The sequence below is a fragment of the Thermus sp. NEB1569 genome (assembly GCF_022385295.1).
Classification (GTDB): domain Bacteria; phylum Deinococcota; class Deinococci; order Deinococcales; family Thermaceae; genus Thermus; species Thermus scotoductus.
Map to the genome: position 1 here is coordinate 1,342,137 of NZ_CP092445.1, position 13,072 is coordinate 1,355,208.

General features: G+C 64.9%; 12 protein-coding genes and 1 other annotated feature. Of the genes, 5 read left to right on the top strand and 7 right to left on the bottom strand.

The window, feature by feature from the left end:
• Positions 1-68: 68 nt before the first annotated feature.
• From MI302_RS07695 to fsa, 6 genes are all read right to left on the bottom strand, one after another.
• Complete coding sequence (locus MI302_RS07695; RefSeq protein ID WP_239725382.1) at positions 69-2,123, bottom strand: cation-translocating P-type ATPase; 2,055 nt, start codon at positions 2,121-2,123, stop codon at positions 69-71.
• A gap of 31 nt (positions 2,124-2,154) precedes the next feature.
• On the bottom strand, positions 2,155-2,517 hold the full coding sequence (locus MI302_RS07700) for a helix-turn-helix transcriptional regulator (protein ID WP_239725383.1): 363 nt from the start codon (positions 2,515-2,517) through the stop codon (positions 2,155-2,157).
• Position 2,518: 1 nt separating this feature from the next.
• Complete coding sequence (gene pdxS / locus MI302_RS07705; protein WP_071677891.1) at positions 2,519-3,400, bottom strand: pyridoxal 5'-phosphate synthase lyase subunit PdxS; 882 nt, start codon at positions 3,398-3,400, stop codon at positions 2,519-2,521.
• Positions 3,401-3,489: 89 nt separating this feature from the next.
• Positions 3,490-4,641 carry a peptidoglycan DD-metalloendopeptidase family protein gene (locus tag MI302_RS07710; RefSeq protein ID WP_370687324.1) on the bottom strand — a complete coding sequence of 384 codons (1,152 nt, stop codon included), beginning with the start codon at positions 4,639-4,641 and terminating at the stop codon, positions 3,490-3,492.
• A gap of 162 nt (positions 4,642-4,803) precedes the next feature.
• On the bottom strand, positions 4,804-6,087 hold the full coding sequence (gene rho, locus MI302_RS07715; RefSeq protein WP_126204448.1) for a transcription termination factor Rho: 1,284 nt from the start codon (positions 6,085-6,087) through the stop codon (positions 4,804-4,806).
• Positions 6,084-6,755 (bottom strand): fructose-6-phosphate aldolase, encoded by a 672-nt coding sequence (gene fsa, locus MI302_RS07720; protein WP_126205008.1) that lies wholly within the window; start codon positions 6,753-6,755, stop codon positions 6,084-6,086. Before fsa ends, rho begins: the two co-directional genes overlap by 4 nt.
• Positions 6,756-6,894: 139 nt before the next feature.
• Positions 6,895-7,132 (top strand) — a binding site (T-box leader).
• A 34-nt stretch (positions 7,133-7,166) separates the two neighbouring features.
• Between fsa and ileS the strand changes: the two genes are divergently transcribed.
• The 5 genes from ileS to nfo all read left to right on the top strand — a co-directional run bounded on the left by ileS (position 7,167) and on the right by nfo (position 12,872).
• Positions 7,167-10,298, top strand: coding sequence for an isoleucine--tRNA ligase (ileS, locus tag MI302_RS07725; RefSeq protein WP_239725384.1), 3,132 nt, complete (start codon positions 7,167-7,169; stop codon positions 10,296-10,298).
• Between the two features lie 79 nt (positions 10,299-10,377).
• The gene (locus tag MI302_RS12125; RefSeq protein WP_255721607.1) at positions 10,378-10,500 is read left to right on the top strand and encodes a hypothetical protein; all 123 of its coding nucleotides are present in this window, start codon (positions 10,378-10,380) and stop codon (positions 10,498-10,500) included.
• Between the two features lie 23 nt (positions 10,501-10,523).
• Positions 10,524-11,555: a Xaa-Pro peptidase family protein gene (locus MI302_RS07730; protein ID WP_239726512.1), complete on the top strand. Its 1,032-nt coding sequence runs from the start codon at positions 10,524-10,526 to the stop codon at positions 11,553-11,555.
• Positions 11,555-12,052 carry a septal ring lytic transglycosylase RlpA family protein gene (locus MI302_RS07735; RefSeq protein ID WP_239725385.1) on the top strand — a complete coding sequence of 166 codons (498 nt, stop codon included), beginning with the start codon at positions 11,555-11,557 and terminating at the stop codon, positions 12,050-12,052. The genes MI302_RS07730 and MI302_RS07735 overlap by 1 nt, the downstream gene beginning before the upstream one ends.
• A 1-nt stretch (position 12,053) precedes the next feature.
• Entirely contained in the window at positions 12,054-12,872 is an 819-nt protein-coding gene (gene nfo / locus MI302_RS07740; RefSeq protein ID WP_038029593.1) for an endonuclease IV, read from the top strand.
• On the opposite strand, the gene MI302_RS07745 is transcribed toward nfo, so the two are convergent.
• Positions 12,852-13,070 (bottom strand): hypothetical protein, encoded by a 219-nt coding sequence (locus MI302_RS07745; protein ID WP_239725386.1) that lies wholly within the window; start codon positions 13,068-13,070, stop codon positions 12,852-12,854. The two genes, nfo and MI302_RS07745, sit on opposite strands and share 21 nt — an antisense overlap.
• Between the last annotated feature and the right edge of the window lie 2 nt (positions 13,071-13,072).

Genomic DNA, 13,072 nt, shown 5'->3' on the forward strand with positions numbered 1-13,072 from the left:
CCACCTTGGCCTCACTCGCAAGGAACTGCTCCAGAAGCCTGGGATACCTGCGCCTGGGCATGGGTCAACTATACTCTGCTCCTCAGGAGGCGCAAGCTGTTCGCCGTCACCAACACGAGTGCTCCACCGTCCGCCAGCACTGCGGTCCAAAGCCCCGTGTAACCCATGAGGGTGGTGAGGAGGAAAAGCCCCTTGAGCCCCACCGCCAAGGCCACGTTCTGGCGGACCACGCCCAGGGTCAGGCGGCTTAGCCGGAAGGCCCGGGGCAAGGCGGCAAGGCTCAGAAGCCCCACGTCTGCACTCTGCAGGGCCGCTTCCGTGCCCTCGGCCACGGCAAGCCCTACCGTGGCCTTGGCCAGGGCTGGGGCGTCGTTCACCCCATCCCCCACCATGGCCACGCCACCCCTACCTTCCATCTCCTCCACCAGGCGGAGCTTGTCCACGGGAGAAAGGCCAGCCCGGATTTCCTCAGGAAAAAGCCCTATGGCCGTGCCCAAAGCCAAAGCAGAGGTCTCCCGGTCGCCGGTAAGCAGGAGGGGCTTAAGGCCCAGTCGGCGCAGTTCGGCCAAGACTTCCCGGGCCTCGAGGCGGGGGGTATCCTGGAAGGCCAAGAGGGCCAAGGGAACCCCCTCCCTAACCAAGAGGGAAAGGCTGAAGCCTTCCTCCGCCAAGGCCTTCACCTGGGCCTCTACTTCCGGGGGCAGGTCCCAGGCCTCGGGCCGCACCAAACCCACCTCCTTCCCCTCCACCCGAGCGAAGGCCCCGAGGCCCGGCACCGCCCGATGCTCCTCCGAGGGCAAGGCCTTGGGGCCCGAAGCCTCCCGCACCGCCCGGGCTAAGGGGTGGGAGGAACCCTCCGCCACCCCCTTCGCCAGGGCCAAGGCCTCCTCCGTCGAAACCCCAAAGGTAACCACCCGCACCAGCGTGGGCTTTCCCAGGGTCAGGGTTCCCGTCTTGTCCAAAGCCACGTAGCGAACCCCAGCCAAGCGCTCCAGGGCCGCCCCGCTCTTAAAGAGCACCCCCGCCCTGGCTCCCCGGCCCACCCCTGCGGCGATGGCCGCAGGCACCGACACCACCAGAGCGCAGGGACAGGCGATGAGGATAAGGCCCAAGGCCTTGTAGACATGCCCCAGGAAATCCCCCCGGAAAAGGGGAAGGACCAGGGCCACGAAGCCTGCCAGGGCCAGGACCGCCGGGGTGTAGCGGCGGCTAAAGGCATCCACCACCCGCTCCACCTGGCTCTTCTTAAGCAAGGCCTCCTCCGCCAGGCGTTCCATCTCCGCCAGGAAGCCCTCCTCGGGAAGGCGCTCCACCTTTACCACCAAGCTCCCCTCCTGCACCAGACTGCCCCCGTAAACCCGGTCCCCTATCCCCTTGGGCCTAGGCAAGGGCTCCCCGGTGAAGGCGGCCTCCTCCACGGAAGCCTGTCCAGACACCACCACCCCGTCGGCCGGTACCCGCTCCCCCGGGGGCACCCTCACCAGGTCCCCCACCCTCAAGGCCTTAAGGGGTACCTCCTCCACCCCACCCTCCTTCAGGCGGTAGGCCCGCCTGGGAAGAAGCTCGGAAAGGGCGTAAAGGGACCTGCGGGCCTGGGCCACGCTATAAGCCTCCAGCACCTCCCCCACGAGGAAGAGGAAGACCACCAGCGCCGCCTCGGCCTCCGCCCCGATGAGCATGGCTCCCAGGGTAGCCAGCGTAACCAGGGTTTGCATGCTGAAGGGGTTTTGCCGGAACGTAGCCACCGCACGACGAGCCAGGGGGAAAACCCCTATCAAGGCCGCCAGCCGATAGCCCCAAGGGGCTAGGCCGGGGAGGAAGAGCGAAGCCAAAAAGGCCGCCAGGAGAAGCCCTCCGGAAACCAAGGCCCAGCGCCAGGGTCCCAAAACACCCCTGGTCGTGTCCCCTTCAGGCTTCAAACGGTAGCCCAGGGCGGAAACCACCCTTTCCGCCTCCTTCTCCGCCCCGGGAACCTCGAGGTGCAGATACGCCTTACCGCTGGCAAAGCTGACCTGGGCCTGCACCACTCCAGGCACCCCGGAAAGGGCTTTCTCCACCTTTAAGGCGCAGTCGGCGCAGTCCAAACCCTCCACCCGGAACACGCGAACCCTGTGAGCATCCATGTTCCCATGGTAGCATCATTTGAGTAGCTAGTCAAGTGTTCTCTTCCGCGTGCTCCAAAGCCCCCTCAAGAAGCCGTTCCACGTGCTCGTCCGCCAAGCGGTAGTAGACCTGCTTTCCCTCTCTCCGGAAGGCCACCAGCCTTGCCTGGCGGAGAAGCCTGAGCTGGTGGCTCACCCCAGAAACCGAAACCCCAGCGAGGAGGGCTAGATCGCACACGCAAAGCTCCCCCGCCGTCTTCAAAGCCAGAAGAAGGCGCATCCGGGTGGGATCGGCCAGGGCCTTCAGGAGGAGGGCAGCCTCCTTCAAGACCCCTTCCTTGGGCAAGGCAGCCCGGGCTTTTTCCACCTTCTCCAGGTGGATCCCATAGGCCCCGCAGACCACCCGCGACACCATCTCACCAGCCCCGTTTGGCCAGGCGCTCCTCTTCCCTCAGTTGATCCAGGTTAATGCCCACCATGGGCTCGCCCAGGTCCTCGGAAACCTCGGCCAGCACCTCAGGATCGTTGTAGTGGGTCACCGCCCGCACGATGGCCCGGGCCCGCTTCTTGGGGTCCCCGGACTTGAAGATGCCGCTACCTACGAAAACCCCGTCCATGCCCAGGTGCATCATGAGGGCCGCGTCCGCTGGGGTAGCGATGCCCCCGGCGGCGAAGTTCACCACGGGAAGGCGGCCGTGGTGGTGGACCCACCTCACCAGCTCCAAGGGGGCCCCGATCTCCTTGGCGTAGGCCACGAGCTCGTCCTCCCTTAGGGACTGGACGTAGCGGATCTGCTTCCACATGGTGCGGGCGTGGCGGACCGCCTCCACCACGTTGCCCGTGCCCGCCTCCCCCTTGGTGCGGATCATGGCCGCTCCCTCAGCGATGCGCCTTAAGGCCTCCCCCAGGTCCCGGGCCCCGTTCACGAAGGGCACCTTGAACTTCCACTTGTCGATGTGGTGCTCCTCATCCGCAGGGGTGAGGACCTCGGACTCGTCGATGAAGTCCACCCCCAGGGCCTCGAGGATCATGGCCTCCACGAAGTGGCCGATCCGCACCTTGGCCATCACGGGAATGGAAACCGCGGCCATGATCTCCTTGATGACCTTGGGGTCGGACATGCGGGCCACCCCACCCTGGGCCCGGATGTCGGCGGGGACCCTCTCCAGGGCCATCACCGCCACTGCCCCCGCCTCCTCGGCGATCACCGCCTGCTCGGGGGTGGTCACATCCATGATCACCCCACCCTTGAACATCTCGGCGAAGCCCGTCTTGATCTGAAAGGTTCCCTTCTCCATCCCGTCCTCCATCCTCCAGCTTACCGCCCACCGGGTCAAGCCAAAAGAAGCCGGGGGCCCAAAGGCCCCCGGGGGGCACTAAAACTTACTCAAGGCAAATAAGCCAAGGGGTTACGGACCACCCCACCCACCCTCACCTCAAAGTGCAGGTGGGGCCCGGTGGACCAGCCGGTGGAGCCCACGTAGCCGATCACCTGCCCGGCCTCCACCCACTGGCCGGCCCGCACAGCGATGCGCGACATGTGGGCGTAAAGGGTTTCCACCCCGCCCCCGTGGTCCAACACCACATGGAAGCCATAGCCCACGGAGCTCCAACCCGCCACCTCCACCTGCCCCGCCTTGGCCGCCACGATGGGGGTGCCGTACGCTGCAGCTAGGTCAATCCCCGTGTGGAAGCGCTGAAAGACTCCCCGTTCGCCGAAATAGGTGGTGATGCGAAAGCCCGAAAGAGGCCAGCGCATGGCCCCTTCCTGGTAGCTCACCCGGCGCACCTGGGGCCGCTGGGTCTGGGCCTGCTGCACCTGCCGGGTACGTTGCTGGGCCAAGGCCTGCTGCCTCCTCCTCTCCTCCGCCAGGCGCCTAAGCTCCTCCTGGCGCCGGCGCTCCGCCTCGAGGCGGGCCCTGCGCTCCTCCTCCTGTTTGGCGAGAAGCCGCTCATAGGTGGTCTTGGCCTGGATACCGGGGAGGAGGACCAGGTCCCCGGGCCTGAGCTCCGCGGGGTCCTGGATGCCGTTGGCCCGGGCCACCGCCACTGGGGAGAGGCCGAAACGAGCCGCCAGGTCCACCAGGGTCTGCCCCTCGGGCAGGGATACCACCAAGCCCTTAGCTTTTCTTGGAATGTACAGGACGCTCCCCGCCACCAGCCGGTCCAAGCTCTCTAAGGAAGGGTTGGCGGAAACCAGTTCCAGAACGCTTACCCCATAACGGCTCGCCACTCCCTGCAGGGTATCCCCCGGGCGCACGCGGTACACCTCCACCCCCGGGGGTACCCGGGGGGAACGGTCCTCCACGGCCACCAAGGGGATAAGAAGCCTTTGCCCCACCTGCAAGCGATCGCCTTGCAGGTTGCTGGACCACATGATGTGCCGGGGATCCACCCCGTAACGAGCGGCAATCCCCGCCAGGGTATCCCCGGGCTTCACCTCATAGACCACCCATCCCTTTTTGACCGCCTGGCCCACCTCCACCGTGTTCGCGGGAAGAGGAAGGGGGCTAAGAGCAGGCAGCTTGGCGAAGGCCAAAGAGGAAACCAAGAGCCATAAACTTCCCCATACTCCCCGCAATGCTCACCTCCCAAACCCCACCAAAACCTCGCGGGGATTATACCAGGACCAAGCGGGGAAAAGGCAAGGGGCAAAAGGCCTTGGGGGGCGGGCTTTCCGCCCCCCAAGGGAAAATCCCGCCTAACGGGCGGCCAAGGACGCCAGAAACTCCTTGTTGTTCTTGGTCCGCCCCAGGCGGGCCAAAAGCATCTCCATGGCCTCCGCCGGGTCCATATCCGCCAGGACCTTCCTGAGAAGCCACATCTTGTGCACCACCTCCTCGCCCAAGAGGAGCTCCTCCCGACGGGTCCCGGACTTCAGGATGTCGATGGCCGGGAAGATGCGGCGCTCCTCGAGGCGGCGGGAAAGGTGGAGCTCCATGTTGCCCGTCCCCTTGAACTCCTCAAAGATCACGTCGTCCATGCGGCTTCCCGTTTCCACCAGGGCCGTGGCCAGGATGGTGAGGCTACCTCCACCCCGGATGTTGCGGGCCGCTCCCAGGAAGCGCTTGGGGAAGTACAGGGCAGCGGAGTCCAAACCGCCCGACAGGGTACGGCCCGTGGGCGGGGTTACCAGGTTGTTGGCCCGGGCCAGGCGGGTGATGGAGTCCAGGAGGATCATCACATGGCCGCCCTCCTCCACGATGCGCTTGGCCCTCTCATGGACGAACTCCGCCACCCGGATATGGTTCTGAGGCGGTTCGTCAAAAGTGCTGGCGATGACCTCGGCTCCCTGGACGCTTTCCCGGAAGTCCGTGACCTCCTCGGGGCGCTCGTCTATGAGCAAAACGATCACCTTGATGTCGGGTTCGTTCTTCAGGACCGCATTGGCGATCTTCTTGAGGAGGGTGGTCTTACCCGCCTTGGGCGGGGCCACGATGAGCCCCCGCTGCCCCCGGCCGATGGGGGCCAGCAGGTCGATCACCCGGGTGGAAAGCTCATCAGGGGTGGTTTCCAGCTTGATCTGCCGGTCGGGGAACTGGGGGATGAGCTCGTCAAAGCGGGGCCGGTTCTTGGCCGCCTCAGGGTCCAGGTCGTTCACCGCCTCCACCTTGAGGAGGGTGCCGTAGCGCTCGTTCTCCCGCGGAGGTCGCACCCGGCCCACGATGTAGTCCCCGCTCCTCAAGGCATACTGCCGGATAAGGCCGGCGGAGACGATGGCCACACGGGATTCCAGGTTGTACAAGCTCTCGGTGATGAAGCCGTACCCATCCGGACTGATCTCCAGGTAACCCTTGACCAGCTGCAGGCCCTCCCCTTGGGTCTGCCGCTCCAGGAGGGCCATAATGAGCTGGTCCTTCTTCATGCGCTTGTAGTTCTCTATGCCCGCTTCCTGGGCCAGGAGGTGCAGCTCCGGCAGAATCTTGGCCGAAAGCTCCTGGTAAGTGAGGGGCGCTTCTTGTTGGGTATCCGCTTTTCTCCTCATGGCTTGACCTTCTCCCAGTCCTCCATAAAGCGTCTAAGCCCTATGTCCGTCAAAGGATGCTTAAGAAGCTGCTTGAAAACCGTATAGGGCATGGTGGCGATGTCCGCCCCCAGAAGGGCGGCCTCCGTCACATGGCGGGGGTGACGGATGGAGGCAGCGATGACCTTGACCGGCAGGTTCTGGACCTGGATCAGCTCCACGATCTCCCGCAAAAGCTCTCCCCCGTCCCAGGAGATATCGTCCACCCGGCCCAGGAAGGGGGAAACGTAGGCCGCCCCTGCCCGGGCCGCCAGAAGAGCCTGGTTGGCGGAAAAGATCAAGGTCATGTTCACCTTCACCCCCTGGGTGGAAAGGCGCTTGCAGGCCTTCAGGCCCTCCTCGGTGGTGGGCAGCTTGACCACGATGTGAGGGTGGATGGCGGCAAGCCGCAGGCCCTCCTCCACCATGGCCCCTGCCTCCAGCGCGGTCACCTCCGCCGACACAGGTCCCTTCGCCACCTCACATATGGCCCGTAGGTGAGCGAACAGAACCTCCTCGGTCAGCTTTGCTCCTCGGCCCGCATACTCCTTAGCCACCAAGGTGGGGTTGGTGGTCACCCCAGAGAGCACCCCCCAGGCAGCGATCTCCTGTATCTCCTCCAAGTTGGCGGTATCCAAGTACAGCTCCATGGACGCTCCTTTTGCGCGGAAGGGGAACCGGCTTAGCCTGAGTCTAGCAGACCCGATGGGGGCGTTGTCAAGCCAGGGGAAAGGCTGCTAGCATGGGCTTAGCCGCCAACGGGGGATTTTACCCCAGGAGGCGGGAGCTGTAAAGGCGAGGATGGGGAGAGTACCCCTTTCCAATAGCCCCAAGCGAGCCGGGGAGGGTGGAAGCCCGGTGGTGAGGAAAGGCGGGAAGATCACCCCGGAGCCGCGGGAGGAAAGGGGCTAAGGGCCTCGAGTAATGCCCGCCGGGTGCGCCCGTGATCGCGCGCAAATGAGGGCCTGGAGGCTATCTCCAGGAAGCGCGGTGGTACCGCGGAAGCCCTTGCGCTTTCGTCCGCGCCCAAAGGGCGCGGACGTTTCTTTAGGGAGGAGCGTATGTTCAAGGAGGTCGGCGAACCCAACTTTCCCAGGCTGGAAGAGGAGGTTCTGGAGTTTTGGCAGCGGGAGAGGATCTTTGAGAAAAGCGTGGAAAACCGTAAAGGGAGGCCCCGCTATACCATTTACGAAGGCCCCCCCACCGCCAACGGCATGCCCCACGTGGGCCATGCCCAGGCCCGAAGCTACAAGGACCTTTTCCCCCGGTACAAGACCATGCGGGGCTATTACGTACCCCGCCGGGCCGGCTGGGACACCCACGGCCTCCCCGTGGAACTGGAGGTGGAGAAGAAGCTGGGGCTAAAGAGCAAACGGGAGATCGAGGCCTACGGCATCGAGCGTTTCAACCAGGCCTGCCGGGAGTCGGTGTTCACCTACGAGAAGGAGTGGGAGGCCTTCACCGAGCGCATCGCCTACTGGGTGGATCTCAAGAACGCCTACGCCACCCTGCACCCCACCTATGTGGAAAGCATCTGGTGGAGCCTGAAGAACCTCTTCGACCGGGGGCTCCTCTACCGGGACCACAAGGTGGTGCCCTACTGTCCCCGGTGCGGCACGCCTCTTTCCTCCCACGAGCTCTCCTTGGGGTACAAGGAGATCACCGATCCCTCGGTTTATGTACGCCTTCCCCTTAAGGAACCGGAAAAACTGGGCCTGAAGCAGGCTAACCTCCTCATCTGGACCACCACCCCCTGGACCCTCCCCGGGAACGTGGCCGCGGCGGTGCACCCCGAGTACACCTATGGGGCCTTTGCCGTGGGGGAGGAGGCGGTGATCATCGAGGAAACCCTGGGGCGCAGGCTCCTCGGCGAGGAAACCCCCATTCTCAGGACCTTTTCGGGTAAGGAACTGGAGGGCCTGGCCTACGACCCCCCTTACCCCCAGGCCCTGGAGAAGGGGTACCTCGTGGTCCTGGCCGAGTACGTGAGCCGGGAGGACGGCACGGGCATCGTCCACCAGGCCCCCGCCTTCGGGGCCGAGGACCTCGAAACGGCCAGGGCCTACGGCCTTCCCCTCCTCAAAACGGTGGACGAGGAGGGGAGACTCCTGGTGGAGCCCTTTAAGGGCCTCTTCTTCCGCGAGGCCAACCGGGCCATTCTGAAAGACCTCCGTTCCCGGGGGCTTCTTTTCAAGGAGGAAAGCTACCTCCACAGCTACCCCCACTGCTGGCGGTGCTCCACCCCCCTCATGTACTACGCCACGGAAACCTGGTTCATCAAAAACACCCTCTTCAAAGAGGAACTCATCCGCAAAAACCAGGAGATCAACTGGGTCCCGCCCCACATCAAGGAGGGACGCTACGGGGAGTGGCTCCGGAACCTGGTGGACTGGGCCCTAAGCCGCAACCGCTACTGGGGCACGCCCCTTCCCATCTGGGTCTGCGGCTCTTGTGGAAAGGAAGAGGCCATCGGCAGCATCCAGGAGCTGAAGGAAAGGGCCACCCATCCCCTTCCCGAGCCCTTTGACCCCCACCGCCCCTACGTGGACGCCGTGGAGCTCCGCTGCTCCTGCGGGGGCACCATGCGCCGGGTGCCCTACGTGATCGACGTGTGGTACGACTCCGGGGCCATGCCCTTTGCCTCCTTGCACTACCCCTTTGAGAACCAGGAGGAGTTTAAGGAGGCCTTCCCCGCGGACTTCATTGCGGAAGGCATCGACCAGACCCGGGGCTGGTTCAACTCCCTGCACCAGCTTGGGGTGATGCTCTTCGGCTCCATCGCTTTCAAAAACGTCATCTGCCACGGCCTCATCCTGGACGAAAAGGGCCAGAAGATGAGCAAGTCCAAGGGGAACGTGGTGGACCCCTGGGACATCATCCGGGAGTTTGGGGCGGATGCCCTCAGGTGGTACATCTACATCTCCGCTCCCCCGGAGGCGGACCGCCGCTTCGGACCCAACCTGGTACGGGAAACGGTGCGGGACTACTTCCTCACCCTCTGGAATGTGTATAGCTTCTTCGTCACCTACGCCAACCTGGACCAGCCAGACCTTAAGAACCCGCCTCCCGTGGAGAAGCGGCCCGAGCTGGACCGCTGGCTTCTTGCCCGGCTCCAGGATCTGATTCAGAGGGTGACGGAGGCCCTCGAGGCCTACGACCCCACCCAAAGCAGCCGGGCCCTGCGGGACTTCGTGGTGGAGGACCTCTCCCAGTGGTACGTGCGCCGGGGCCGCAGGCGCTACTGGAAAAACGAGGATCCCCTGGACCGGGAGTCCGCCTACGCCACCTTGTACCAGGCCCTGGTCACCATCAGCCAGCTCTCCGCCCCCTTCACCCCCTTCCTGGCCGAGGTGCTTTGGCAGAACCTGGTGCGCTCAGTAAGCCCCGAGGCCCCCCTTTCCGTGCACCTTTCCGACTGGCCCGAGGTGGACCCCTATCTGGTGGACGAGGAGCTGGTGGCCAAGATGCGGGCGGTGCTCAAGGTGGTGGACCTGGCCCGTTCGGTGCGGGCTAGAAGCGGGATCAAGACCCGCATCCCCCTTCCCCTTCTCCTCATCACCGCTCCCACCGCCCTCGAGCGGGAGGGCCTGAGGCACTTCGCCTCCGAGATCGCCGAGGAGCTCAATGTGAAGGAAGTGCGGGTCTTGGAACCAGGGGAAGAGGTGCTCCGCTACCGGGTCCTGCCCAACCTGAAGCTCCTCGGCAAGAAGTACGGCAAGCTTCTTCCCAGGATCCGCGAGGCCCTGGAAAAGGAGGCCTCGAGGGTGGCTAGCCTGGTCCTGAAGGGGGAAAGGGTGCCCCTGCGTTTGGAGGACCAGGAGGTGGTCCTGGAGCCGGAGGAAGTGCTCCTCGAGGCCCAGGCCCCCGAGGGGTACCAGGCCCTGGAAAAGGAGGGGTACGTGGCCGCCCTGGAGGTGCGGGTCACGGAGGAGCTAAGGCTTGAGGGCCTGGCCCGGGACTTGATCCGCCACCTGCAACAGACCCGCAAGGAGATGGGCCTCAAGGTTTCCGACCGCATCCGGGTGGGCTACGAGGCGGAAGGCGCCTACCTGGAAGCCCTGAAACGGCACGGCAGCTGGATCGCCGAGGAGGTCCTGGCCTTAGAGTTTGCTGAAGGCCTCTTCCCCGGCCACACCACCCTCCTGGAGGACGAGGAAGGCCGGGTGCGCTTCAGCTTGGCCAAGCTAGAATAGAGGCCAGCCCGCCCGAAAAGCCCTCAGCCTCGAGGCCTACCTCCAGCTGGAGGAAAAAAGCCCCAGCCGCCATCACCTGGTGGAGGGAAACCAGTGGACCTACCTCCGCCTGGGGCCAGGGGAGAAGCTTCCTCTCCCCTGCCCCACCCTGGAGTTGGCCGTGGACGACCTCTACCGGGGCGTGAATCTAGAAGAGGGTTAACGGGTGGTATAGTAGGCCCCGTGCTGGACCCGAAGACCCTCCTCGATCCCCTAGGGCTGGATGCCCTTTACGTGACCCGTCCCGAAAACGTTCGCTACCTATCGGGCTTTCCCCACCCCGAAGACGCCCAGGTCCTCGTTATCCACGAAGGAGCCTTCCTCCTCACGGATCCCCGCTACCCCGAGGCGGAGCAGGAAAGCCAAATCCCCGCCAGGGTGCTGAAGCGGGAGGAAAAAGAGGAGGTCTTCAAGGGCTTGAAGGGCCGGGTGGGCTTTGAGGCGGAACACCTCCCCTACGCCGCCCTGGAACGCCTGCGGGAGCTTGCCCCCGCGGAGTGGGTGCCCACCAAGGGGGTTATCGAGCGGCTGCGGCTCAAAAAGACACCGGAGGAAGTGGAAAGGATCCGCAAGGCCCAGGCCCTGGCGGAGGAAGCCCTGGCCCACGCCCTTACCCTGCTCAAGCCAGGGGTTTTAGAACGGGAAGTCGCCTTGGAAATAGAGTTCTTCCTGAAACGGCGGGGGGCCGAGGTGGCCTTCCCCCCCATCGTGGCCTCGGGGGTGCGGGGAGCCTTGCCCCACGCCAGGGCCTCGGAAAAAGCCCTCGAGGCGGGGGAGCTTGTCACCCTGGACCTGGGGGCCAGGGTGGAGGGGTACCACTCGGACATGACCCGCACCCTGGCCTTGGGAAGGGTGGACGGGGAACTCAAGCGGGCCTTTGAGGCCACCCTGGCCGCCCTGGAACGGGTTCTTGAAGTTCTGGGCCCAGGGAAGAGCACCAAGGAGATGGACGCCCTGGCCCGGGAGGAGCTTAAGCGCTTTGACCTGGACCGCTACTTCGTCCACTCCCTGGGGCACGGGGTGGGGCTTGCCGTGCACGAGGGGCCGGGGCTTTCCCCCTACACGGAGGAGACCCTCGAGGCGGGCATGGTGGTCACCGTGGAACCCGGGGTCTACCTGCCGGGTATAGGCGGAGTGCGGATTGAGGAGCTCGTCCTCATCCAGGACACAGGGATTGAGCTTCTCTCCCGCTTCCCCCGGGGCTGGCAGGAGGTTTAGTGCGCACCCTCATCCTGGCCCTTTTCCTCTCCGGCGCCCTGGCCCAGACCTACACGGTAAAGAAGGGGGATACTCTCTTCCGCATCGCCAAAGCCCACGGCATGAGCGTGAGGGAACTGAAGGAGCTCAACGGCCTCACCTCGGACCTGATCCATCCCGGCCAGGTCCTGAGGCTTACGGAAAAGGAGCCCCCAGCCAAAACCCGCTTCCTGCAGGAGGGGCTTGCGGTCTGGTATGGCCCCGGCTTCCACGGCAGGCGCACGGCCAGCGGGGAACGCTACGACATGCACGCCCTCACCGCCGCCCATCCCTCCCTGCCCTTCAGCACCCGGGTGCGGGTCACCAACCTGAAAAACGGCAAAAGCGTGGTGGTGCGCATCAACGACCGGGGGCCCTTTGGGGGAAGGTATATCATCGACCTCTCCTACGCCGCGGCCAAAACCATCGGGGCCCTTTCCGCCACCCGGGTACGGGTGGAGGTTGTGGAGGAGGAGTAGCATGGCGCGCTACGGCTTCCACCTCTCCATCGCCGGAAAAAAGGGGGTGGCCGGGGCCGTGGAGGAAGCCCAGGCCCTGGGTCTTTCCGCCTTCCAGATCTTCGCCAAAAGCCCGAGAAGCTGGAAAACCCGAGCCCTCTCCCCAAGCGAGGTGGAAACGTTTCGCGCCCTCAGGGAGATGGCCGGGGAGCTTCCCGGGGTTATCCATGCCTCCTACCTGGTAAACCTGGGAGCGGAAGGGGAGCTTTGGGAAAAGAGCGTGATGAGCCTGGCGGACGACCTAGAAAAAGCCCGCCTACTGGGCCTGGAGTACGTGGTGGTCCATCCGGGCTCTGGAGACCCCAAGCGGGTCAAGGAAGGTCTCCTGAAGGCCCTGCACCTGGCCAGGGTCAGGGAGCGCCCCACCCTCCTGGTGGAGAACACCGCTGGTGGCGGGGAAAAGGTGGGGGCTCGCTTTGAGGAGTTGGCCTGGCTCATAGAGGACACGCCCTTAGGGGTCTGCCTGGACACCTGCCACGCCTATGCCGCCGGGTACGACGTGAAGGGGGATCCAAAGGGGGTTTTGAGCGAGCTGGACCGCCTCGTGGGGCTCGAGCGGGTGCCTGTGGTACACCTGAACGATTCCGTGGGGGGCTTGGCTAGCCGCATCGACCACCACGCCCACCTCCTCCAGGGCCAGATCGGGGAGGGGCTTAAGGGCGTGCTCCTTGACCCCCGGCTGAGGGGCCGGGTCTTCATCTTGGAAACCCCAAGGAGCCCGGAGGAGGACGCCTGGAACCTGAGGATCCTGCGCACCTGGCTAGAGGAAGCCTCCCCCTAGAATAAGGCGCAAGGCGGAAACCACCATCAGCAGAAGCCCGAGCTTAAAGGCCCGCTCCTCTCCCGAAAGCGGGCCGAGCCCTGCGGCCAGAAGGGCCAGGGGCAGGACCACCCAGTTGAGCCAGCCCAAAAGGGGCAGGAGGGCGGGGAGGAGGAGCAGGAGGGCCACCACGGCCAGCACCAGGCTCAGGGTGCGCATGA

What these genes read in the sequence shown, in the direction of transcription:
- pdxS (WP_071677891.1), bottom strand. Translation starts at nt 3,400, where the DNA reads ATGGAGAAGGGAACCTTTCAGATCAAGACGGGCTTCGCCGAGATGTTC.
- rho (WP_126204448.1), bottom strand. Translation starts at nt 6,087, where the DNA reads ATGAGGAGAAAAGCGGATACCCAACAAGAAGCGCCCCTCACTTACCAG.
- MI302_RS07745 (WP_239725386.1), bottom strand. Translation starts at nt 13,070, where the DNA reads ATGCGCACCCTGAGCCTGGTGCTGGCCGTGGTGGCCCTCCTGCTCCTC.
- fsa (WP_126205008.1), bottom strand. Translation starts at nt 6,755, where the DNA reads ATGGAGCTGTACTTGGATACCGCCAACTTGGAGGAGATACAGGAGATC.
- ileS (WP_239725384.1), top strand. Translation starts at nt 7,167, where the DNA reads ATGTTCAAGGAGGTCGGCGAACCCAACTTTCCCAGGCTGGAAGAGGAG.
- MI302_RS07700 (WP_239725383.1), bottom strand. Translation starts at nt 2,517, where the DNA reads ATGGTGTCGCGGGTGGTCTGCGGGGCCTATGGGATCCACCTGGAGAAG.
- nfo (WP_038029593.1), top strand. Translation starts at nt 12,054, where the DNA reads ATGGCGCGCTACGGCTTCCACCTCTCCATCGCCGGAAAAAAGGGGGTG.
- MI302_RS07695 (WP_239725382.1), bottom strand. Translation starts at nt 2,123, where the DNA reads ATGGATGCTCACAGGGTTCGCGTGTTCCGGGTGGAGGGTTTGGACTGC.